This is a genomic window from Acidaminococcus sp. HCP3S3_G9_1 (assembly GCF_052122455.1).
GTDB lineage: Bacteria > Bacillota > Negativicutes > Acidaminococcales > Acidaminococcaceae > Acidaminococcus.
Map to the genome: position 1 here is coordinate 21,215 of NZ_JBQKCH010000020.1, position 22,667 is coordinate 43,881.

General features: G+C 56.0%; 17 protein-coding genes and 1 riboswitch. Of the genes, 16 read left to right on the forward strand and 1 reads right to left on the reverse strand.

Going from position 1 to position 22,667, the window contains the following annotated elements; translation table 11 throughout:
- Nucleotides 1-4: 4 nt before the first annotated feature.
- Complete coding sequence (gene rpoC / locus ACTQY1_RS10515; RefSeq protein WP_329777835.1) at nucleotides 5-4,054, forward strand: DNA-directed RNA polymerase subunit beta'; 4,050 nt, start codon at nucleotides 5-7, stop codon at nucleotides 4,052-4,054.
- Between the two features lie 81 nt (nucleotides 4,055-4,135).
- Here the strand turns inward: rpoC and ACTQY1_RS10520 are convergent, their stop codons facing one another.
- Nucleotides 4,136-4,633 (reverse strand): hypothetical protein, encoded by a 498-nt coding sequence (locus ACTQY1_RS10520; protein WP_441374178.1) that lies wholly within the window; start codon nucleotides 4,631-4,633, stop codon nucleotides 4,136-4,138.
- Nucleotides 4,634-4,999: 366 nt separating this feature from the next.
- On the opposite strand from ACTQY1_RS10520, the gene ACTQY1_RS10525 reads away from it, so the two are divergent.
- From ACTQY1_RS10525 to rny, 15 genes are all read left to right on the forward strand, one after another.
- The gene (locus ACTQY1_RS10525; protein WP_022487154.1) at nucleotides 5,000-6,544 is read left to right on the forward strand and encodes an AbgT family transporter; all 1,545 of its coding nucleotides are present in this window, start codon (nucleotides 5,000-5,002) and stop codon (nucleotides 6,542-6,544) included.
- Nucleotides 6,545-7,103: 559 nt separating this feature from the next.
- Nucleotides 7,104-8,648, forward strand: coding sequence for an AbgT family transporter (locus ACTQY1_RS10530; protein WP_154487694.1), 1,545 nt, complete (start codon nucleotides 7,104-7,106; stop codon nucleotides 8,646-8,648).
- A 351-nt stretch (nucleotides 8,649-8,999) separates the two neighbouring features.
- Nucleotides 9,000-9,836: an energy-coupling factor transporter ATPase gene (locus tag ACTQY1_RS10535; protein WP_012937744.1), complete on the forward strand. Its 837-nt coding sequence runs from the start codon at nucleotides 9,000-9,002 to the stop codon at nucleotides 9,834-9,836.
- The gene (locus ACTQY1_RS10540; protein ID WP_012937745.1) at nucleotides 9,821-10,684 is read left to right on the forward strand and encodes an energy-coupling factor transporter ATPase; all 864 of its coding nucleotides are present in this window, start codon (nucleotides 9,821-9,823) and stop codon (nucleotides 10,682-10,684) included. Before ACTQY1_RS10535 ends, ACTQY1_RS10540 begins: the two co-directional genes overlap by 16 nt.
- Complete coding sequence (locus ACTQY1_RS10545; RefSeq protein WP_427774485.1) at nucleotides 10,678-11,484, forward strand: energy-coupling factor transporter transmembrane component T family protein; 807 nt, start codon at nucleotides 10,678-10,680, stop codon at nucleotides 11,482-11,484. Before ACTQY1_RS10540 ends, ACTQY1_RS10545 begins: the two co-directional genes overlap by 7 nt.
- On the forward strand, nucleotides 11,481-12,218 hold the full coding sequence (truA, locus tag ACTQY1_RS10550; protein ID WP_441374179.1) for a tRNA pseudouridine(38-40) synthase TruA: 738 nt from the start codon (nucleotides 11,481-11,483) through the stop codon (nucleotides 12,216-12,218). Before ACTQY1_RS10545 ends, truA begins: the two co-directional genes overlap by 4 nt.
- A 236-nt stretch (nucleotides 12,219-12,454) precedes the next feature.
- Complete coding sequence (locus ACTQY1_RS10555) at nucleotides 12,455-14,377, forward strand: TonB-dependent receptor plug domain-containing protein (RefSeq protein WP_441374180.1); 1,923 nt, start codon at nucleotides 12,455-12,457, stop codon at nucleotides 14,375-14,377.
- Between the two features lie 196 nt (nucleotides 14,378-14,573).
- Nucleotides 14,574-14,686: riboswitch (FMN riboswitch) on the forward strand.
- A gap of 83 nt (nucleotides 14,687-14,769) precedes the next feature.
- Complete coding sequence (gene ribD, locus ACTQY1_RS10560; RefSeq protein ID WP_288311012.1) at nucleotides 14,770-15,867, forward strand: bifunctional diaminohydroxyphosphoribosylaminopyrimidine deaminase/5-amino-6-(5-phosphoribosylamino)uracil reductase RibD; 1,098 nt, start codon at nucleotides 14,770-14,772, stop codon at nucleotides 15,865-15,867.
- Nucleotides 15,868-15,871: 4 nt separating this feature from the next.
- Nucleotides 15,872-16,510, forward strand: a complete 639-nt coding sequence (locus ACTQY1_RS10565; protein WP_288311011.1) for a riboflavin synthase — start codon at nucleotides 15,872-15,874, stop codon at nucleotides 16,508-16,510.
- A gap of 12 nt (nucleotides 16,511-16,522) precedes the next feature.
- Nucleotides 16,523-17,749 (forward strand): bifunctional 3,4-dihydroxy-2-butanone-4-phosphate synthase/GTP cyclohydrolase II, encoded by a 1,227-nt coding sequence (locus ACTQY1_RS10570; protein WP_279126747.1) that lies wholly within the window; start codon nucleotides 16,523-16,525, stop codon nucleotides 17,747-17,749.
- Nucleotides 17,746-18,207 (forward strand): 6,7-dimethyl-8-ribityllumazine synthase, encoded by a 462-nt coding sequence (gene ribH / locus ACTQY1_RS10575; RefSeq protein ID WP_022487164.1) that lies wholly within the window; start codon nucleotides 17,746-17,748, stop codon nucleotides 18,205-18,207. Before ACTQY1_RS10570 ends, ribH begins: the two co-directional genes overlap by 4 nt.
- 9 nt (nucleotides 18,208-18,216) lie before the next feature.
- Entirely contained in the window at nucleotides 18,217-19,077 is an 861-nt protein-coding gene (gene hslO, locus ACTQY1_RS10580) for an Hsp33 family molecular chaperone HslO (protein WP_288311010.1), read from the forward strand.
- A gap of 60 nt (nucleotides 19,078-19,137) precedes the next feature.
- Nucleotides 19,138-20,226, forward strand: a complete 1,089-nt coding sequence (gene recA / locus ACTQY1_RS10585) for a recombinase RecA (protein ID WP_288311009.1) — start codon at nucleotides 19,138-19,140, stop codon at nucleotides 20,224-20,226.
- Nucleotides 20,216-20,752, forward strand: a complete 537-nt coding sequence (locus ACTQY1_RS10590) for a regulatory protein RecX (protein ID WP_022487167.1) — start codon at nucleotides 20,216-20,218, stop codon at nucleotides 20,750-20,752. Before recA ends, ACTQY1_RS10590 begins: the two co-directional genes overlap by 11 nt.
- Nucleotides 20,753-20,952: 200 nt before the next feature.
- The gene (gene rny / locus ACTQY1_RS10595) at nucleotides 20,953-22,482 is read left to right on the forward strand and encodes a ribonuclease Y (RefSeq protein WP_022487168.1); all 1,530 of its coding nucleotides are present in this window, start codon (nucleotides 20,953-20,955) and stop codon (nucleotides 22,480-22,482) included.
- Nucleotides 22,483-22,667: the final 185 nt, after the last annotated feature.

Genomic DNA, 22,667 nt, shown 5'->3' on the forward strand with positions numbered 1-22,667 from the left:
GCTCTTGTTGGACGTAAATAAATTTCATTCTATGAGAATCGGTCTGGCCTCTCCGGAGAAGATCAGAGCCTGGTCCCACGGGGAAGTGACCAAACCGGAAACCATCAACTATAGAACCCTGAAACCGGAACGGGACGGCCTGTTCTGTGAACGGATCTTTGGGCCCACCAAAGACTGGGAATGCCACTGCGGCAAGTACAAACGCATCCGCTACAAGGGTGTGGTCTGCGACAAATGCGGCGTGGAAGTCACCCGTTCCAAGGTCCGCCGTGACCGGATGGGATCCATCGAACTGGCCGCTCCTGTCTCTCACATCTGGTACTTCAAAGGGATTCCCTGCCGGATGGGCGCCATCCTGGACATCGGCCAGAGAGCTCTGGAAAAAGTCCTGTACTTTGCCAGCTACATCGTCCTGGATCCAGGGGATACCAACCTGACCAAGAAACAGCTGCTTACCGAAGCGGAATACCAGGAAAAACTGGATGAATACGGTCCCACTTTCCGGGTGGGCATGGGCGCAGAAGCCATTAAGGAACTGCTCCATGAAATCAACGTGGAAGAACTGACCAAGGAACTGCGGGCAGCTCTGAAGACGGAAACCAGCCTCCAGAAAAGACGGAACATCGTCCGCCGTCTGGACGTGTGTGAAGCCTTTCTGAAGAGCGGCAACAAGCCGGAATGGATGATCATGGATGTAATCCCGGTCATCCCTCCCGACCTGCGCCCCATGGTCCAGCTGGACGGTGGCCGGTTTGCCACCAGTGACCTGAACGACCTGTACCGTCGGGTAATCAACCGGAACAACCGTCTGAAACGGCTCCAGGAACTCCAGGCTCCGGACATCATCGTCCGGAACGAAAAACGGATGCTCCAGGAAGCCGTGGATGCCCTCATCGACAACGGCCGTCGGGGCCGTGCCGTAACGGGCCCTGGCACCCGTCCTCTGAAATCCCTGTCCGATATGCTGAAAGGGAAACAGGGCCGGTTCCGTCAGAACCTGCTGGGGAAACGGGTTGACTATTCCGGCCGTAGCGTAATCGTGGTAGGGCCTGAAATGAAAATGCACCAGTGCGGTCTGCCGAAAGAAATGGCACTGGAACTGTTCAAGCCCTTTGTGATGAAGCGCCTGGTGGAAACCGGCGCCGCCACCAACATCAAGAGCGCCAAACGGATGGTGGAACGGGCTACCAACGCTGTATGGGATGTACTGGAAGACGTAATCAAAGAACATCCCGTACTGCTGAACCGTGCCCCGACCCTGCACAGACTGGGTATCCAGGCTTTCGAACCGATCCTGTCCGAAGGCCGGGCCATCAAGCTGCATCCTCTGGTCTGCACTCCTTACAACGCCGACTTCGACGGGGACCAGATGGCTGTCCATCTGCCTCTGTCTGCGGAAGCCCAGGCTGAAGCACGGGTGCTGATGATGTCCGTCAACAACATCCTGGCACCCAAAGACGGGAAACCCATTACCGTTCCTACCCAGGATATGGTACTGGGGGCCTACTACCTGACCATCTTCAAGGATGGAGCCAAAGGGGAAGGCCGCCGGTTCATCAGCTTCGACGAAGCCCGTCTGGCTTACTTCAACCATGTGATCGACCTCCAGGCCCGGATCAAGGTGAAGGTTCCCAATGCGGAAATCTTCCCGGAACCCTCCGACAAGGGCGAAAGCCTGGTTACCACCTCCATGGGCAACATCATCTACAACTCTGAACTGCCTGTGGAAATGCGGTATTACTCCAAACAGGAAGACGGCACCTGGCTCCTGGGCAAACTGATCGACAAGAAGGAACTGGGCCGTCTGGTTGCCAAGGCCCACAAGCTGTACGGCAACTTCGGTACCGCCCGGGTACTGGATATCGTCAAGAAACTGGGCTATGACAACGCCTGCAAATCCGGTCTGTCCATTGCCGCTTCCGATATCAAGATCCCGAAAGAAAAAGCTTCCATCCTGGCTGCTGCTGAAAAGCAGGTAGACAAAGTGGAAACCATCTTCAACCGCGGTCTCATGAGCGATGACGAACGGTACCGCAAGGTTATCGCCATCTGGGACAAGGCTACCGAAGACGTGGCCAATGCCCTGATGAAACACACCATGGACCCCTTCAACCCTGTATACATGATGGCCAACTCCGGTGCCCGTGGTAACGTGCAGCAAATCCGTCAGCTGGCCGGCATGCGCGGTCTGATGGCTGACCCTTCCGGCCGGATCATCGACCGACCCATCAAATCCAACTTCCGTGAAGGCCTGACCATTCTGGAATACTTCATTTCTTCCCACGGCGCCCGGAAAGGTCTGACCGATACCGCACTGCGTACCGCAGACTCCGGTTACCTGACCCGCCGTCTGGTAGACGTGGCCCAGGATGTTATCGTCCGGGAAGACGACTGCGACGTAACGGGTATGAACCTGGTTCGGGAACGGGCACGGTTCTGCAAGGCTGTCCTGGGTTCCAGCCAGCACAAGCTGAAGGATTACGTGATCGGCCGCACCCTGGCTGCCGGCGTCATGAATCCGGAAGATGACTCTCTGCTGGCGGAAGCCGACACGGTGGTCACCGAAGAAGTCTACGACCGTCTCATGGCCGCCCATATCCTGGAAATCAGCCTGTATCCGGCTGATGAGGAAAGCGGCGAAGAACCGGAAACCGTGGCCATCAACGTGCCGGAAGAAAAGGTGAAAGCCGCCTTCCGGGAACACATGACCCATCATTTCCTGGACAAACAGGTGGAAGAAGACATTGTCAACGAAAAGGACGAAGTCCTGGCCAAGGCCGGAGACAAGTTCACCGCTGACGTGATCGAAAAGATCCTGGCTGACGGGACTGTAAAGGAACTGAAGATCCGGAACAACGAAGTGGACGGCGTCTATGTGGAAGCCATCACTTCCGGGAAGAACAAGAGCACGGTACTGGAATCTCTCCGTGACCGTCTGGTGGGTCGTACCCTGGCGGAAGACATTGCTGACAAAGACGGCAAGGTCATTTACCACATCAACGACTACATCACCGAAGATATGGCTGATGTGATTGCTGATCTCCGGGAAAAAGTCAAGATCCGTTCCGTACTGACCTGCAAATCCCACTTCGGGGTGTGCCGTGCCTGCTATGGCCGGAACCTGGCTACCGCAAAGAAGGTGGAAGTGGGCGAAGCCGTCGGCACCATTGCTGCCCAGGCCATTGGCGAACCGGGTACCCAGCTGACCATGAGAACCTTCCACACCGGCGGTGTTGCCGGTGCTGACGATATCACCCAGGGTCTTCCCCGTGTAGAAGAACTGTTCGAAGCACGGAAACCGAAACACCCTGGCATCCTGACCGAAGTAGCCGGGACGGTGGAAATCCAGGAAAAGGACGATGGCCGTTTCGTGGTGATCCACAAGGAAGACGGTACGGATGAATCCTACCATATTCCGTACGGCGCTAAGATCCATGTAGCTGAAGGGGACAAAGTGGAAGTGGGCGACCGGCTCACCGAAGGGTCCCTGAACCCCCACGACATCCTGCGGATTTCCGGTCCTGCCGCCACCCGGCATTACCTGGTGCAGCAGGTCCTGGGCGTTTACAAATCCCAGGGCGTGGAAATCAACGACAAGCACGTGGAAGTCATGGTCCGTCAGATGATGCGGAAGTACAAGATCGACGAAGCCGGCGACACCAATATGCTGCCGGGCTCCGTAGTGGATATCGCTCAGTTTGAAGACGAAAACGATGAAGTCCTGGCCGAAGGGAAACAGCCGGCTACCGGCCATCCCATCCTGCTGGGGATCACCAAGGCTTCTCTGGCCACCGATTCCTTCCTGTCCGCCGCTTCCTTCCAGGAAACCACCCGGAACCTCACCGATGCCGCCATCAAAGGCAAGGTGGATCCGCTGCTGGGTCTGAAAGAAAACGTCATCATCGGGAAACTGATCCCTGCCGGGACTGGTATGCCCAAGTACCGGAACATCCAGCTGAAGATCCATCGTCCGGCAGAAGCCGCCGAGGAAACTCCCGCTGCGACCGAAGCACCTGCAGCAGACAACACTGCAGAAGCACCGGTGGAAGAATAAATAAAAATGGGGTGCTGCACATTTCGTGCAGCACCCTATTTTTAGTCGCGACCGGGGGTGTGAATCCTTTCACATCCCCTTTTATTTCATCCCCGCCAGGATCTCCTGGCGCTTTTTTTCTGTGATGGGCTCCAGGTTCCTTGTCCGGATCCACTTTTTCAGTTCCGGCAGGCTCAAGGCGTGGGCCCGGGAGGCTTCGTCCAGCTGGAACACGGGGTCTGCATAATTATCCGCTCCAATGATAAAAGTATGGATGGGTAAAAGGGGACTGTGGGCCGTTTCCAGCGATTTTGTCAGTTTTTCCCGTTCTTTCTCCAGAAGTGGCAGGGGATTGGGAATTTCGGTAATTCCAGAATTGTCTTTCAACTTCCATTGTTCGTCCCGTTCCGAACTTTGTATTCTGTATCCATGATACACTACCCGAAGCAGCAGGATGTCATGGGGAAGGAGGATACAGATGGAATCTGGTGAAAAAGTGAATGGAAAAGGAGAAACTTCAATAAAATCATCCCGAGAACCAGATTTTACAGCTTTTAACACCCGTTTTCTTCCGCCTGCAAAAGTCCGGTTCTTCTTCATCTTCCGGATCCAAAAATAGAATACCAGGACCCCGGTCAGAAGCACAAGAAAGAAAATCAGGTATTCTTTCAGGGAATGTAGCTTCCATACGGTCATATTGGGGAAAATCTGTATCACAACTTCTTCCATTTTTTCTTTCAATCCTTTCCTGTTACAAAATCATAAGGTAAAACTTGTACAGATTATAACATATGGAAAGTATACACGTCCAGAGGAAAGAAAAACTGGACAAGGGTAGGAAAATAATGGTATTATATAAACAATTCCTTTGGAAAGAATGAGAATGTTTGATATTTTGGCTCCAATGCAGTTTTTGATATACTGCATTCAGCATACAATACTTTCTTTGAAGGGGGTTGTCATTCAATGGTCGCAAAAAACGCAGCAAAACAAACTTGGGTGGACCGTTTCCTGAACACCATCGAAACGGTGTGCAACAAATTGCCGCCGCCCGCCATTCTGTTCGTGGTCTTATTTCTTATTACTGCTGTGATTGGTGCCGGATTGACCAGCACGGGCTTCAGCCTGACCAACCCGGCAACGGGGAAGGCCGTTGTTTCTCAGAATCTGTTTTCCAAGGCAGGGGTCCAGTGGCTGCTGACCAATTTGGTGAAGAACTTCACCGGATTTGCTCCTCTGGGTCTGGTAATCACCATGACCATGGCCATCGGGTTCTGTGAAGAATCCGGTCTCCTGGTGGCTCTGCTGAGACGTTCTCTGAAGAATGTGCCTCCAGGAGTGGTTCCTTATCTGATCGCTTTCCTGGGGACTTGCGGGAACATTGCATCTGATACGGCGATGATCGTGATTCCCCCTCTGGCCGCCATTGTGTACATCGGGGTCAAGAAACACCCGGTGGTAGGCATGATGGTAGGGTATGCCGGGGCACAGGCCGGGTTCACTGCCAACCTGATGGTGGCCGGGACTGACTCCCTGCTCCAGGGGCTCACCAACCAGGCCATCGATGCGTTCCTGGGCGCTCCTGGGCTGTTTGCAGTGGATGTGACCTGTAACTGGTACTTCCTGTTTGTATCCACCTTCCTCTGCGGTGCTGTCATCGGCTGGGTGTCCATCCACATCATTGAACCCCGGTTCCCTCAATATGAAGGATCCGAAGAAGAAGCGCTGCTGGAAGAAGTGACTCCCCTGGAAATCAAGGGGCTGCACAATGCCGGCCTGGCCTGCCTGCTCTACATCGCCATTGTGATTTTGGGCTTCAAGATGCAGATCCTGTCCAAGGACGGGGTGACCGTAGTGGGATCCCTGATGCTGAAAGGCCTGATCCCTCTGCTGTTCTTCCTGTTCAGCATTGCGGGCATTGTTTATGGGAAGACCACCGGAAAATTCACCACGGTGAAGAGCATCAACTCTGCCATGGTGAAGCAGATGAGCGGCATGGGCGCCTATGTGGTGTTCTGCTTCTTCTGCGGCCAGTTCCAGGGTCTGTTCAACTGGACCAAGCTGGGGACCCTGCTGGCCATCAGCGGGGCCAACTTCCTAAAGGGTGTAGGCTTTACCGGGATTCCCATGTGCATCGCCTTCATCCTGATTTCCGCGTTCGTCAACATCTTCGTGTCTTCCGGCTCTGCTAAATGGGCCATTTTCGCGCCGATTTTCGTTCCCATGTTCATGCTGCTGGGCTACCATCCTGGCTTTACCCAGCTGTTGTACCGGCTGGGTGACTCTCCGGGGAACTGCTTCACTCCCATGAGTCCCTACATCTGGATGATCCTCAGTGTGGCCCAGGAAAAATACATGCCGGACTGCGCCATCGGGACCCTGATTTCCAACATGATCCCCATTGCCGTTGTCCTGCAGATTGCCTGGATTATCTTCCTGGTGATCTGGATGACCTTGGGTGTGCCTTTTGGACCGGGCGTGGGCATTGCCCTGCCGGCCGGAGTGCTGTAAGTTTTGTGTGCCGCCTGGCGGCACACGGTCTCGGGTCTCGAGTCTCGGGCCGATGGATAGAACCCGTCCCAAACGGACGGGTTCTTTTTTATTGGGGAATACGGCAGTTGAAAGGAGGGCATCCGAACGATACTTCTCATTGTCAGTGCCAGTAAGGAATCCGGATAGAAAGGGCAGGGACGGTGCAGGCGGATGGGGCTGTTCTGTTTTGGAGATGGGGGAATACACTTTAGTATGGAAAAGAAAGAATCTGCAATTTTCTGTTAAAATCAGCAAACTATGTTCTTGCTGCAGAACCAAGGAGACTGGAACGAATTGGAGTGGAAAGTCGGAACAAAAAATGAAAAATATCCCGAGAATGTCCGTATGAAATGGACTTTTCTTCAGAAAATTATTTTAAATTCAACAATTTTGTCCTGGTTTCTGATATAATATGGGAGAAATCTTGTAATATTCTTGACAATGTCTCTGAATTTCTTTTCAGAGAACATCCGGATCCTTTTGGAAAAAGAAAAATATTGTCTCTTTCCAGTGGAACCGAAACAAAGGAGGACTCTCAATGGAAACCAAGAACGCAACAAAAAACAGTCTGTTGGACCGCTTCCTGAATACGGTAGAGCGGGTCTGCAACAAACTGCCGCCCCCGGCCATTCTGTTCTGCATCCTGTTTGTAATCACCGCCGTGGTGGGGGCCATCTGCACCCAGGCAGGCTTCGCTCTGGAAAACCCTGCTTCCCACAAAATCGTAACCTCCCAGAACTTCTTCACCACCGCCGGCATCCAGTGGCTGCTGACTACCCTGGTGAAGAACTTCACCGGATTCGCTCCTTTGGGCCTGGTAATCACCATGACCCTGGCCATCGGATTCTGTGAAGAATCCGGTATGTTGGCGGCTCTCCTCCGCCGGTGCATGAAAGGGGTGCCTCCGTCCCTGGTGCCCTTTATTGTGGCCTTCCTGGGGGTCTGCGGCAACATCGCCTCTGATACGGCCATGGTGGTAATCCCGCCCCTGGCGGCTGTGGCCTATATCGGGGTCCGGAAACATCCTGTAGTGGGGATGATGGTGGGCTTTGCCGGTGCGGAAGCCGGTTTCGGGGCCAACCTGATGATTGCCGGCACCGACTCCCTGCTCCAGGGGCTCACCAACCAGGCCATTGACGGGTTCTTCGGCAAGGCCGGGGTCTTTGCGGTGGATGTGACCTGCAACTGGTACTTTATGTTTGCCTCCACCTTCCTGTGCGCTTTTATCATCGCTCTGGTTTCCATCAAGATCGTGGAACCCCGGTTCGGGGTCTATGACGGTCCGGGAGCCGATGAGGAACTGGGAGAAGTGAAGCCCATCGAAGTGAAGGGGCTGAACCGGGCCGCTTTGGTTGTGGTGGCCTACATCCTGGTGCTGGTGGCCGGATTCTTCGCCGGAGTCCTGTCCAAGGACGGGCACACCTTCGTAGGATCCCCTCTGCTGAAAGGGCTGATTCCCCTGCTGTTCGTCATGTTCAGCCTGGCCGGGCTCACTTACGGGTTCACCACCGGGTCCTTCAAGACCATCAAGGATGTAAACAAGGCCATGGTCCATCAGATGAGCGGCATGGGCGCCTTTGTGGTGTTCTGCTTCTTCTGCGGCCAGTTCCAGGCCCTGTTCAGCTGGACCCATCTGGGGACCCTGCTGGCCATCGGTGGGGCTGACTTCCTGAAGAATGTGGGCTTTACGGGCCTGCCCATGTGCGTGCTGTTTGTATTGATTACCAGCCTGGTGAACATCTTCATGTCCTCCGGGTCCGCCAAGTGGGCCATCTTTGCCCCCATCTTCATTCCCATGTTCATGCTGCTGGGGTATCATCCCGGCTTTACCCAGCTGCTGTACCGGTTGGGGGATTCTCCCACCAACTGCTTTACCCCTATGAATCCCTATCTGTGGATGATCCTCAGTGTGGCTCAGGAAAAATACATGCCTAAGGCGGCCATCGGCACCCTGGTGTCCAACCTGATCCCCATTGCCGTCTGCCTGCAGATTGCCTGGATCATCTTCCTGATTGGCTGGATGACCCTGGGGCTGCCCATCGGGCCGGGGGTGGAAATGGCCCTGCCGGCGGGAGTGCTGTAAGAATAGAAAAAATGCTGTACCGTTGATGGGGGCTGTTGCATGCGCAACAGCCCCTTAGTCTGAAGTATGAAGTCGGAAGTCTCAGGACAGGATCCGTCTGGCTGGACGGATCCTTTTGATTCTGTAAAACCAGAATTGCAATCAATCTGAGAGATCATTTCGTCCAAAGGTTCTACACATTCAAAAAATTTGCCTGCAAATTTAACCTTCGGCTCCAGACTTCAGACTCCAGACTTGAGCCGCTATGCGGCTCTACAGCTAAGGGGGTGTTGCACGGAACGTGCGACACCCCCCTTTATTATTGACTGATTCCGGTAAACAAAGCTATAATTTAACTTTATGGAGGAAGTTATGGAACCGATCATTGAAACGAAAAATCTCACCCATACCTATGTGGATGGGCAAAATCAGGAAATGACCGCGCTCCAGGGTATCGATCTGTCCATTGCCCCCGGCGAATTTGTCGCCATTATCGGGACCAACGGCAGCGGCAAGTCCACCCTGGCCCGTCATTTCAACGGTCTCCTGACCCCTACCAGCGGACATTGTCTGGTGGGCGGTCTGGATACCGCCATAGAAGAAAATCTCTGGCCGGTGCGCCAGACGGTGGGCATGGTGTTCCAGAACCCGGACAACCAGATTGTGGCAGCCATTGTGGAGGAAGATGTGGCTTTCGGGCTGGAGAACATCGGTGTCCCCGGGCCGGAAATCCGTCCCCGGGTGGAAAAAGCCCTGGCGGCCGTGGATATGTTGGATTATGCCAAACGGGCCCCTCACCGGTTGTCCGGGGGCCAGAAACAGCGGGTGGCCATTGCCGGGGTACTGGCCCTGGAACCCCGGTGCATCGTCTTTGACGAGCCCACCGCCATGCTGGATCCCAAGGGACGGAAGGAAATCGTCTCCACGGTGCTGAAGCTGAACAAAGAAAAGCATATCACCATTGTGTACATTACCCATAAAATGGAAGAGGCCATCCTGGCCGACCGGATCATCGCCATGGAAAAAGGGAAGATCGTCCTGGAAGGGACACCCAAGGAAGTATTCACCCAGGTGGACCGGATCCGGGGCCTGGGGCTGGAATGCCCCCTGGCGGCGGAAGTGGCGGATGCCCTGGACAAACAGGGCCACCGGCTGCCGCCCATCATTACCCATAAGGAGTTGTGTGAAGCATTATGTCCATCCAAGTAGACCATATCTCCTATACCTATATGACCCATACCAGCCTGGAAAAGAAGGCCCTGGATGATGTGAGCTTCACCCTGGAAAAAGGGGAGTTCGTGGCTCTCATCGGCCATACCGGCAGCGGCAAATCCACCCTGGCGGAGCATCTCAACGGACTGCTCCATCCCATGGCGGGGAAGGTGCTGGTGGACGGGGTGGACCTGGCGGCAAAGACTCCGGAAGCCAAGACGGCCCGGAACCGGGTGGGCATGGTGTTCCAGTATCCGGAACACCAGCTGTTTGCGGAAACCATCTACGAAGACATCGCTTTCGGGCCCCGGAACCAGGGAAAGTCCGAACCGGAGGTGGAAGAAGCGGTGCGCAGCGCCATGGAATTCGTAGACCTGGATTTCGACACCTTCGCCCAGCGGTCACCCTTCCAGCTTTCCGGGGGGCAGATGCGCCGGGTGGCCATTGCCGGGGTGGTGGCCATGGAACCGGATTACCTGATCATGGACGAACCCAGTGCCGGGCTGGATCCCATCAGCCGGGACAGCATCTTCGGCCAGTTGCGGAAAATCTTCGAGAAACGGAAAATGGGGGTGCTGCTGATCACCCACAGCATGGAAGAAGCCGCCCAGTACGCCAGCCGGCTCCTGGTCATGAGTGACAGCCGTCTCCAGCTGGACGGTCCGGCCCGGGAGCTGTTCACCCATGAACGGGAAAAACTGGAATCCCTTTCCGTGGACGTGCCGGAAAGCGTGAAACTGGCGGAAGAACTCCGGAACCAGGGCCTGCCCATTGAAGGGACGCCCCTCACCAAAGAAGAACTGATCCGGGCCATTGACAAAGCAAAGGGGTGGAAAACATGCTGACAGACATTACCCTGGGACAGTACTATCCCGGGAATTCCTGCATCCACCGGCTGGATCCCCGGACCAAGATCCTGGCGGTGCTGTTCTATATGGTCATGGTGTTCCTGGCCAATTCGCCCCTTTCCTACGGGATCCTCATCGGGTTCATCGTGCTGGGGGCTGCCCTGGCAAAACTGCCGGCAGGACTGCTGCTCCGGTCCATCAAGCCCCTGTGGATCATCATCCTGCTGACTATGGTGATCCATTTTGTCACGGATCCGGGGGAAGCCCTGTGGCACTGGAAGTTCATCACCGTCACCAGAGAAGGGATCGTGCTGGGGGTGAAGATGTCCCTGCGGCTGGTCCTGCTGCTCCTGGTGTCTTCCCTGATGACCTTCACCACGTCTCCCATTGTGCTGACCGACGGCATTGAATCCCTGCTCCGTCCCTTCAAAAAAATCGGGGTGCCGGCCCACGAACTGGCCATGATGATGACCATCGCCCTCCGGTTCATTCCCACCCTGCTGGAGGAAACAGACCGGATCATGAAGGCCCAGATGTCCCGGGGGGCGGATTTTTCCTCCGGGAACATCATGAAGCGGGCCAAAAACATGCTGCCCATCCTGATTCCCCTGTTCATCTCCTCCTTCCGCCGGGCGGACGAACTGGCTCTGGCCATGGAAGCCCGGTGCTACCGGGGCGGGGAAGGACGGACCCGGATGCATGAACTGGTCTACGGCAAAGCCGATGCCCTGACCGGGCTGGTGATGCTGGCCCTGTTTGCCCTGCTGGCCTTCCTGCGCTGGGGGATCCCCGCATGATCCGGACCATTAAAGCCACAGTGGCCTATGACGGAACCCGTTACCAGGGGTTCCAGCGGCAGAAAAACGGGGTGGGGGTCCAGCAGGTGCTGGAAAAGGCCCTGACGGAAGTGCTGAAGGAACCCATCCTGATCAAGGCCGCCGGACGGACCGATGCAGGGGTCCACGCCCTGGGCCAGGTGATTTCCTTTGCCACCAGTTCCCGGATCCCGCCGGAAAACTACCGCCGGGCACTGGAACCCCATCTGCCGCCGGACATTGCTATCCGGGAAGCGGAAGTGGTCCGGGATGATTTCCACGCCCGGTTCGACGCGGTGGACAAGACCTACCAGTATAAAATCTATTATTCCCCCCTGCCGGATCCAACCCAGCGGAACACCACCTGGGAGATCCGGGAGAAACTGGATGTGGAGGCCATGAACCGGGCGGCGGCCCTGCTCCTGGGAAAGCATGACTTCACCTCCTTCAAGAACCAGGGAAGCCAGGATACCTCGCCGGTGCGGACCCTGACCGAAGCCCGGTGGGTCCAGGACGGAGATCTGTACACCTTCACCATCACCGGGGACGGATTCCTGTACCGGATGGTCCGGAACATCGTGGGCTGCCTGGTCCGGGTGGGCACGGGCCAGTGGAATGAAGAAGATTTCGCCCGGGTGATGGCGGCCAAAAACCGGAAACAGGCCGGTATGGCCGCCCCGGCCCAGGGGCTGTATCTGATGAGGGTGAGGTATTAGGGCGCTGTGAAAAAATCATCCACAGCGCCTTTATTTCGCTTGCGTCAGCTGGCTTCCATCGGCTAGAGACTAGAGACTAGAGACTAGTGACGGGGTGTGAAAAAGCATTTTTTCACACCCCCTTTTGCTATAGCCTTAATCTATATCACTCCATAACTCCCCCCTATTTGCCGAATTTCCTTTTTTACAGTACACTGTTAGGTGAACATTTTGTAAAGAGGAAAGGAAGTTTTAGGATGAAAAACGTGTGGAACAGGAAATTGACAGGGGCTGTGCTGACGGCAGTGGTCCTGGGGAGCCCTGCAGCAGCCTGGGCAGCGGATGCCCCTGTGGAAGGCAAAGACGAAACCATCGTGATCACCGCCAACCGGCTGAAGAACACCAAAGCGGATACGCCGGCGGATGTGACCGTGATCACCAGCCAGCAGATCTCCGACCGGGGCTACCGGACGGTCACCGATGCCCTGGAGGATGTGCCGGGGGCGCGGGTCTTGGATGCCAGTGGTCCGGCTTTTGAACGGCGGGTGATCCTGAACGGGGACGACCGGGTGGTCGTGATGGTGGATGGCCGCCGGATCAACTACAGCATGGGCTCCACCAATGGGAAATCCACTTTTGACGCCAATACCCTTCCCGGGGTCAGCATGATCGACCGGATCGAAGTGGTGAAAGGCGGGGCTTCCACCCTGTACGGGGCAGATGCCGTAGGCGGCGTGATCAACATCATCACCAAGACTCCCGAAGAGACCACCGGCACAGTCCATGTGGGCTATGGCTCCTGGGGTACCCAGGCCCTGGGCCTGTCTTTCGGCGGAAAGCAGAATAAAACCGGGTTCCAGGTAGGAGTGAACCGGAACAAGGCTTCTTATCTGAAGTATAAGGATACCAACGGGGATACCAAAAGATGGGACGGCCAGTCCGACTACACCCAGGATGCCATTTCCCTGAAACTGACCCAGGACTTCACCAAAAGTGACGGCCTGACGGTGAACTACGATTACTCCAATCTGGATGGGAATTTCCATTCCGGGCTGTACACCTATGGCATGCCCAATATGGACCAGCGTCATGCAACGAAAAAGACCAACAATGTGGGCGTGCGGTATGACTGGAACCGGGATGCCGGGAACTCCGGCTATGTGCAGGCTTACAGAAATTACTACGCATACAGCAATTTCGGGACATTCTCTTATAATGACGGGGATATGAATGAAACGGACTGGGGTCTGGAAGGACAGCAGAATTTCGTCCTCAGCGATACCAATACCCTGGTGGCTGGGCTGGAATACCGGAATGCCAAAGTGGACCACGTGGGCATCTATACGGATGGGAAATACAACAACAAAGCCGTATTCCTCCAGGATCAGTGGAAATTTGCTCCCACCTGGCAGCTGAACACCGGCGTCCGGTATGATGACCACAGCAAAGCCGGCAACCGGACCACTGGCAGTGTGGCCGTGAACAAAAAGTTCAGCAAGGACAGCAATGCCTATATCAGCTGGAATTCCGTGTTCAGAGCCCCGACCACCGATGATCTGTTCTATCGGGATTCTTATGATTTCATGCGGGGAAATGAAAACCTGAAGCCGGAAACCGGGAATGTGTGGAGTGCCGGGTACAACTTCAAAATCGATCCAAAAACCGATGTGGGCATCACCGGCTTCTACAGCCAGCTGAATGACGCCATTCGGTGGGCCGACTATGGGTACTACTGGCAGGCGGAAAACATCAACAAGCAGAAGAAACGGGGCATGAGCCTGTCCGTGACCCACCACCTGAACAAGCTGTGGGAACTGAATGCCGCTTACACCTATGTGAAGGTGGAAGACGACAAGAACGACGGCAAGGGCTATGTGAAGGATGTAAGCTATGCACCCAACTACTACCAGGCCGGTGTCCGGTACCATGACACCAAATGGAATGTGTCCCTGACCGGCCGGGGTGGTTCCGGTCTGTCCGGCGAAAAGTACGGGGAACACAATTATTTCACCCTGGACCTGGCTGCCCGGTACAAGTTCACCCACAACTGGACCGGCTTTGCCAACTTCTACAACCTGAACAACGCAGCCTATGCAGAATACAGCGGTGTATTCAACAACCAGGATATCTATCCCATGCTCGGCCGTCGGATCATTGTAGGGGCGGAATATTCGTTCTGACAACAAAAAAGGAAGAATGCAGAGTGAAGAGTGCAGAGCGGGACGGAAGGAATTAACGGTCCATTGCTGAAATTTGCCTGCAAATTTTTCCTTTGGCTGGAGACGAAAGACTGGTGCAAGAAGGGGGCCACTCTGTGGCCCCCTTCTTGCATTCCCTCCCAGATATGATATAATAATCCCGAAACAACAGCATAAGTTTTGTCTTTGGGGAGGGGTGCGATTCCCTACCGGCGGTAAAGTCCGCGAGCCTCGGCACGAATCGGTGGAATTCCGATACCGACAGTACAGTCTGGATGAGAAAAGACAGTTTCGGAAAAGTGTATTTGCCGTGCTATCCTCCCCTGGATGGCATGGCTTTTGTTTTTACTGTAATCTTGAAAGCGGGTGAACCTGTGACAGACGAAGAATATATGCAGATGGCCCTGGATCTGGCGGAAAAAGCCCGGGGCTGCACCAGTCCCAATCCCCTTGTAGGCTGCGTCATCGTAAACCCGGAAGGGAAGATCGTAGGGAAGGGCTACCATCACAAGGCCGGCCAGCCCCATGCGGAAATCATGGCCATGCGGGATGCGGGAGACCAGGTGGAAGGCTGCACCGCCTATGTGACCCTGGAGCCCTGTTCCCATTACGGCCGCACCGGCCCCTGCTGTGAAGCCCTGATCAAGGCGGGCATCAAAAAAGTGGTGGCCGCCGCTGATGATCCCAACCCGAAAGTGTCCGGACGGGGCTTTGCCCGGCTCCGGGAAGCAGGGGTGGAAGTGGTCCGGGGGGTGCTGGCGGACAAAGCCAACCGGCAGAACGAGGTGTTCATGCACTGGATGAAGACGGGACGCCCTTTTGTGGCCCTGAAATACGCCATGACCCTGGACGGAAAGATCGCCACGGCTTCCGGGGATTCCAAATGGATCTCCAATGAACAGTCCCGGACTTATGCCCATCGGCTACGGAGCATCTACGACTGCATCCTGGTGGGCAAGAACACGGTGCTCAACGACGATCCTTCCCTGACCTGCCGTCTGGTGGAAGGGAAGAATCCCCTTCGGATTGTCCTGGACAGCCATTGCCAGCTGCCCATGGACCGGAAGGTGTTCACCGACGGAGCAGCCAAGACCCTCCTGGTCACCTCCCTGAAGGCGGACCGGGAAAAGGTGGCGGCCTTCCAGGCCCTGGACCAGGTGACCGTATGGCAGATCCCGGAAAAACACGGGGCCCTGGATCTGGGGATCCTGTTGGACAGACTGGGCCAGCAGGAAAAGACCAGCCTCCTGGTGGAAGGGGGCAGCCAGGTCCACGGTGCCTTCTTTGATGAGAAACTGGCCCAGCGGATCTATGCCTTCATCGCTCCCTGCCTGATCGGGGGAAAACGGAACCTGAGCCCCATCGGAGGCCGGGGCGCCCGGAACATGGACCTCCGGGTGACCCTCCTGGAACCTCACTACGAGGCCTTCGGCACGGACCTGATGGTCACCGGTCTGTTGGAAAGGAGCTGATCCCATGTTTACGGGACTCATTGCGGAACTGGGCAAGGTGGAGGACCTGCGCCGGGAACAGAATTCCTACCGGCTGACCATTGCCGCCCAGACCATCCCACCCCTTCTGAAAATCGGGGAAAGCGTCTGCTGCAACGGGGCCTGCCTGACGGTGACGAAATTCGACAGCCAGCGGTTCACGGTGGACGTAATGCCGGAAACCGCCCGCCGGACCACCATCGGTTCCCTGAAGAAGGGGGACCGGATCAACCTGGAACGGACCCTCCATGTAGGGGACGGACTGGATGGGCACATTGTCAGCGGCCATGTGGACGGGGTAGGGACCATTGTGAAGATCCGTCCTGAAGGGATCGCCAAGGTCACCACCATCAGCTGCAGCCCGGACCTGCTCCGGGGCATGGTCACCAAAGGCTCCATCGCCATCGACGGCATCAGCCTGACCATTACGGAAGTGACGGACACCACGTTTTCCGTTTCCCTGATTCCCCTTACCGTCCAGTTCACCACCCTGGGCTTCAAAAAGACCGGAGACCAGGTGAACCTGGAAACGGACATTTTGGGGAAATATGTGGAACGGATGCTGGAAACCAGAAAAACCGGGGGCCTTACCAAGGAAACCCTTTTCGAAAATGGATTTTTTTAAGGAGTGAAAACCATGGATAAAAAATTTCAGTTTGATTCCATCGAACAGGCCATTGCGGACATCCGTGCCGGCAAAATGGTTCTGGTCACCGATGACCCCGACCGGGAAAACGAAGGGGATCTGATCATGAGCGCGGAGTATGTGACTCCCGACGACATCAACTTCATGGCCACCCATGCCAAGGGCCTGATCTGCATGCCCTGTGACGGGGCCATCCTGGACCGGCTCCAGATGGAACCCATGGTGGCCAACAACACGGACAACCATGAAACCGCCTTTACCGTATCCATCGATCACAAGGACACCACCACCGGGATCTCCGCCGTGGAACGGGCCTACACCATCAAGAAATGCGCCGACGAAAGCGCCAAACCGGAAGACTTCCGGCGGCCGGGACATGTATTCCCCCTCCGCAGCCGGGAAGGCGGGGTGCTCCGGCGTACGGGCCATACGGAAACCACCACGGACCTGTGCCGTCTGGCAGGGCTGAAACCGGTGGGCATCTGCTGCGAAATCATGAGCGATGACGGCACCATGGCCCGGACTCCGGAACTGATGGAATTTGCCAAGAAGTTCAATCTGACCTTCATCACCGTGGCGGATCTGATCGCCTATCGGAAAAAAACGGAAAAAATGGTCCACCGGATCGCCAATGTGGCCCTGCCCAGCAAATACGGCACCTTCCGGGCCATCGGCTATGAAAACGACCTGGACGACAAATGCCATGTGGCCATCATCAAAGGGGATGTGGCCGGCAAGAAGAATGTGCTGGTCCGGGTCCATTCCGAATGCCTCACCGGGGACGCCCTGGGATCCCTCCGCTGCGACTGCGGGGACCAGCTGGCCACCAGCCTGAAGATGATCGAAAAGGAAGGCTGCGGGGTAGTGCTGTACATGCAGCAGGAAGGCCGGGGCATCGGCCTGGCCAACAAGCTCCGGGCCTATGAACTCCAGGATCAGGGACTGGATACGGTGGACGCCAATGTGAAGTTGGGCTTCAAACCGGATATGCGGGATTACGGCATCGGGGCACAGATCCTGGCGGACCTGGGGCTCACCAGCATCCGGCTGATGACCAACAACCCGGCCAAACGGGCAGGCCTTTCCGGCTATGGAATCACCATTACGGAAACAGTGCCCATCATCATGAAAGACAACTGCTACAACCATCGGTACATGGTCACCAAACAGGTGCGTATGGGCCATGAATTACATGAAGATGTGGAGGATGTAAAATGAAAATTCTGGAAGGACAACTGTTAGCGGAAGGTCTGAAAATCGGGATCGTGGTATCCCGTTTCAACGAATTCATCACCAGCAAGCTGCTCAGCGGTGCGGAAGACACCCTGCGCCGGCATGGGGCCAATGGGGATGACATTACCGTGGCCTGGGTGCCCGGGGCTTTTGAAATCCCTCTGATCGCCAAGAAAATGGCCAAAAGCGGCAAGTATGACGGAATCATCGCCCTGGGGGCTGTGATCCGGGGTGCCACCAGCCATTACGACTATGTGTGCAACGAAGTATCCAAGGGGATTGCCCTGGTGAACATGGAAACGGAAGTGCCCACTGCCTTCGGGGTGGTCACTACGGAAAACATCGAACAGGCCGTGGAACGGGCCGGCACCAAAGCCGGGAATAAGGGCTCCGATGCGGCCATGGCCGTGATCGAAATGGTCAACCTGGCCAAACAGCTGTAAGAGGTGCCTATGGAAGATGTGTTAGTCAAGGCCACTGCCGGGGATGCCCGGATCTATGCCGTGACCACCACCCACCTGACCCAGCACATGAATGAGATCCACCACTGCAGCCCTCTGGCAGCGGCGGCCCTGGGCCGTACCGCCGCCGGAGCCCTGCTGCTGGCGGCCACCATGAAGGCCGGGGAAGCGGTGACGGTCCGGTTCAAGGGGGACGGCCCCCTGGGCCAGGTGATGGCCGATGCCCGGGATTATCAGGTCCGGGGTTTTGTGATGCACCCGGAAGTGATGCTGCCTCTGAAAAACGGCAAGCTGGATGTAGGCGGCGGGGTAGGCCATTACGGGGTGGTCACCGTTACCCGGTGCCCTCTCCAGGGAGAACCTTTCACCGGGGTCTCCACCCTGAAAAGCGGGGAAATCGCCGCGGATCTTACCCGGTACCTGGTGGTATCGGAACAGACCCCTTCCAGCGTGGCCCTGGGGGTACTCATTGAGAAGGACGGCTCCGTGGCTGTTTCCGGCGGATACTTTGTCCAGCTGCTCCCTGATGCTTCAGAAGAGACCATCAAGACCCTGGAAGACAACATCCTGACTCTGCCCTATGTGACGGAACTGCTCCAGACCGGTCTGGATGCCGAAGGAATGATCCGGAAGGTGGCCAAGGGACTGCCTGTGGAGATCCTGGAATCCCATCCGGTTTCCTTCCACTGCGGCTGCAGCCGGGACAAAGTGGCGGGCATGCTCTGCGGCCTGCCCAAAAAGGATTTCGAAGAAATCCTCCAGGACCCTCAGACCGAGGTCCACTGCCAGTACTGCAACAAATCCTACGTGTTTACCCAGCAGGAATTGAAAGATCTCCCCAGAAAACCTTGACTTTACGAACAAATGTTTATATACTAAATAGAAGCAACTGCAGTACAAGGAGATGATACCATGAGTTTGGATGCGGATAAGAATAAAGCGTTGGATGCGGCTCTGAAACAGATTGAAAAGGACTTTGGCAAAGGGTCCATCATGAAGCTGGGGGCTGCCAGCGCCAAAATGAACATTGAAACCATTCCCACCGGGGCCCTGTCCCTGGATATTGCGCTGGGGGTAGGGGGGATTCCCCGGGGCCGGATCATCGAGATCTACGGACCGGAATCTTCCGGCAAGACCACCGTGGCCCTGCACATGATCGCCGAGGCCCAGAAACGGGGCGGCTACGCGGCTTTCATTGACGCGGAACATGCCCTGGATCCGGAATATGCCCGGCACCTGGGCGTGGATATCGACAACCTGCTGATTTCCCAGCCGGATACCGGGGAACAGGCCCTGGAAATCTGTGACGCACTGGTGCGCAGCGGTGCCATCGACATTATCGTCATCGACTCCGTAGCGGCCCTGGTGCCCAAAGCGGAAATCGAAGGGGATATGGGGGATTCCCATGTAGGGCTCCAGGCCCGGCTTATGAGCCAGGCCCTCCGGAAGCTCACCGGGGTCATTGCCAAGTCCCGTACAGCGACCGTGTTCATCAACCAGATCCGTGAAAAGGTGGGGGTCATGTTCGGGAATCCGGAAGTGACCACCGGGGGCCGTGCCCTGAAGTTCTACTCCACCATCCGGATGGATGTGCGCCGGGTGGAAAGCCTGAAGAGCGGCAACGACATCATCGGGAACCATACCCGGGTGAAAGTGGTGAAAAACAAGGTGGCGCCTCCCTTTAAACAGGCGGAATTCGACATTATGTATGGGGAAGGGATTTCTCATGAAGGATGCCTGGTGGACCTGGGTGTCCAGTACAACATCCTGAACAAGAGCGGTGCCTGGTATTCCTACGGAGACCAGCGGATCGGTCAGGGGCGGGAAAACACCAAGACCTTCCTGAAGGAACATCCGGATATGGCTGCTGAAGTGGAAGCCCGGATCCGGGCAGCAGCCGGCCTGCCGGCAGACGGCAAACCGGTCCAGGTCCAGGAAACGGCCCAGGAACCGGAAGAACTGGTCATGACTCCGGAAACGGACGGAGACCATGTGGAGTAAATCCAAAAAGCTGCTGACCACCCATGCGGAAGCCTACAACTTCTGCCTGGACAAGCTGGCCCTCCGGGACCACAGTACCCGGGAGCTGCGGCAGAAGCTGGGGGAACGGGGCTGCCCGGAAGAACTCCAGGACCAGGTGCTCCAGAAACTGGCGGACCATCACTTTGTGGATGATGCCCGGTGTGCCCGGTCGGTGCTGGATGCCTGGCGGCGGAAGAAGTTCTACGGAAAGCAGTATCTCCGGCTGATGCTCACCCGCCGGTGCCTGTCCGGAGAGGACGCTCGGGAGGCATTGGGGGAAGTCACCGAAGAGGAAGAAACGGACCGGGCCCTGGCCCTGGCCCAGGCCCAGGGGGACAAGATCCGGCGGAAATATCCGGAAGACCCCAGAAAGGCCAAAGCCGCTCTGGCCCGGATGCTGGCCAGCCGGGGCTTCGGCACCGGCCCCATCGCCATGGCCCTGGAAGATTTTTCAATGGAATCCCAGGAACCCGAGACCGGGTTCCCTCCACTGGCTAGAGACTAGGGACTAGTGATTAGAGACTAAAAAGGGACTGTCGCCCAGGCAACAGCCCCTTTTTATTGACACCTCTGTGAAAATACTATAAAATATTTCTGTCCAATCGCGTTCATTGGGTATTAAGGCGACCTCTGGTTGCCTTATTTGTTGTATGAGTAGGGTTTTATGAAAAATTCGCAAAAGAGGAGGTGCTCATCATAGATCCCATGAGTGTAGTTATTGCTGTAGTCCTTTGTTTATTAGGCGTTGGAGGCGGATATCTGGCTCGTAAAAATGTAGCTGAAGGGAAAATCGGCTCTGCAGAAGAGACAGCCAAACAGATCCTGGAAGATGCCAAGAAAGCAGGCGATGCCAAGAAGAAGGAAGCGCTGCTGGAAGCCAAGGAAGAAATCCACCGTCTCCGGTCCGAAATGGAACGGGAAAATAAAGAAAGAAGAGCGGAACTCAGCAAAAATGAACGGCGTCTGGTCCAGAAGGAAGAAAACGTCGACAAAAAAATGGATGCTTATGAAAAGAAGGAAGAAAAACTTCTGGAACAAAGCAACCGCCTGCGGGAAGCCCAGGCCAAAGTCGATGCCCTGTACGACCAGCAGATGGTGGAACTGGAACGGATTTCCGGTCTCACCAGTGAAGAAGCCAAGCAGGAACTCCTGGACAATGTCCGGGAGGAAGTCAAACATGACAAAGCCCGCCTGATCAAGGAAATGGAACAGGAAGCCAAGGATACCGCAGACCAGAAGGCCCGGGAAATCATTTCCCTGGCCATCCAGCGGTGCGCTGCCGACCAAGTGGCGGAAACCACGGTCACTGTGGTGCCCCTGCCCAACGATGAGATGAAAGGCCGGATCATCGGCCGGGAAGGCCGGAACATCCGGACCCTGGAAACTCTCACCGGTATCGATCTGATCATCGACGACACGCCGGAAGCGGTGATCATTTCCGGCTTCGACCCGGTACGCCGGGAAGTGGCCCGGATCGCCCTGGAGAAACTGATCAACGACGGCCGGATCCATCCGGCCCGGATCGAGGAAATGGTGGAAAAAGCCCAGAAGGAACTGGATCAGAAGATCAAGGAAGCCGGGGAACAGGCTACCTTCGAAGTGGGTGTCCACGGCATCCATCCGGAACTGATCAAGCTGCTGGGCCGTCTGAAATACCGGACCAGCTACGGACAGAACGTGCTGAAACATTCCACCGAAGTGGCTCACCTGGCCGGCCTGATGGCCGCCGAACTGGGGGTGGACGTGAACTCGGCCAAACGGGCCGGGCTGCTCCACGATATCGGCAAGGCCGTGGACCACGAAGTGGAAGGGTCCCATGTGGACCTGGGGGCGGAAGTGGCCAAACGGTATCACGAATCCGATATCGTCATCAACACCATCATGTCCCACCACGGAGACTGCGAACCCACATCCGTCCAGGCAGTGCTGGTTTCCGCCGCCGATGCCATTTCTGCGGCACGGCCGGGAGCCCGTCGGGAGACCCTGGAAACCTATCTGAAACGGCTGACGCGGTTGGAAGAAATCGCCGAGTCCTTCGACGGCGTGGAGAAATGCTATGCTGTCCAGGCCGGCCGGGAAATCCGCATCATGGTGAAACCGGAAAAGGTGGACGACGATGCCGCCACCATCCTGGCCCACGATGTGGCCAAGAAGATCGAAGAGGATATGGAATATCCGGGACAGATCAAAGTGGTCATCGTCCGGGAAACCCGGGCAGTGGATTACGCGAAGTAATAAAAAAGAAGCCTGTATCCCTAGTGGATACGGGCTTTCTTCATGTAACGGCAGAAATACGGCAAAAATATTTAGGTTCTATAATAAATGTTGGGGTCTTGTGGACACTCCTGTTCACAAGACCCCTTGTCTTACGATAAAATAAAGACATATCTAAGCTACATTTCACCTCAACCACCACGAAG

What these genes read in the sequence shown, in the direction of transcription:
- ACTQY1_RS10520 (WP_441374178.1), bottom strand. Translation starts at nt 4,633, where the DNA reads ATGAAGAAGAACCGGACTTTTGCAGGCGGAAGAAAACGGGTGTTAAAA.
- ACTQY1_RS10525 (WP_022487154.1), top strand. Translation starts at nt 5,000, where the DNA reads ATGGTCGCAAAAAACGCAGCAAAACAAACTTGGGTGGACCGTTTCCTG.
- ACTQY1_RS10530 (WP_154487694.1), top strand. Translation starts at nt 7,104, where the DNA reads ATGGAAACCAAGAACGCAACAAAAAACAGTCTGTTGGACCGCTTCCTG.
- ACTQY1_RS10535 (WP_012937744.1), top strand. Translation starts at nt 9,000, where the DNA reads ATGGAACCGATCATTGAAACGAAAAATCTCACCCATACCTATGTGGAT.
- ACTQY1_RS10540 (WP_012937745.1), top strand. Translation starts at nt 9,821, where the DNA reads ATGTCCATCCAAGTAGACCATATCTCCTATACCTATATGACCCATACC.
- ACTQY1_RS10545 (WP_427774485.1), top strand. Translation starts at nt 10,678, where the DNA reads ATGCTGACAGACATTACCCTGGGACAGTACTATCCCGGGAATTCCTGC.
- truA (WP_441374179.1), top strand. Translation starts at nt 11,481, where the DNA reads ATGATCCGGACCATTAAAGCCACAGTGGCCTATGACGGAACCCGTTAC.
- ACTQY1_RS10555 (WP_441374180.1), top strand. Translation starts at nt 12,455, where the DNA reads ATGAAAAACGTGTGGAACAGGAAATTGACAGGGGCTGTGCTGACGGCA.
- ACTQY1_RS10565 (WP_288311011.1), top strand. Translation starts at nt 15,872, where the DNA reads ATGTTTACGGGACTCATTGCGGAACTGGGCAAGGTGGAGGACCTGCGC.
- ACTQY1_RS10570 (WP_279126747.1), top strand. Translation starts at nt 16,523, where the DNA reads ATGGATAAAAAATTTCAGTTTGATTCCATCGAACAGGCCATTGCGGAC.
- ribH (WP_022487164.1), top strand. Translation starts at nt 17,746, where the DNA reads ATGAAAATTCTGGAAGGACAACTGTTAGCGGAAGGTCTGAAAATCGGG.
- hslO (WP_288311010.1), top strand. Translation starts at nt 18,217, where the DNA reads ATGGAAGATGTGTTAGTCAAGGCCACTGCCGGGGATGCCCGGATCTAT.
- recA (WP_288311009.1), top strand. Translation starts at nt 19,138, where the DNA reads ATGAGTTTGGATGCGGATAAGAATAAAGCGTTGGATGCGGCTCTGAAA.
- ACTQY1_RS10590 (WP_022487167.1), top strand. Translation starts at nt 20,216, where the DNA reads ATGTGGAGTAAATCCAAAAAGCTGCTGACCACCCATGCGGAAGCCTAC.
- rny (WP_022487168.1), top strand. Translation starts at nt 20,953, where the DNA reads ATGAGTGTAGTTATTGCTGTAGTCCTTTGTTTATTAGGCGTTGGAGGC.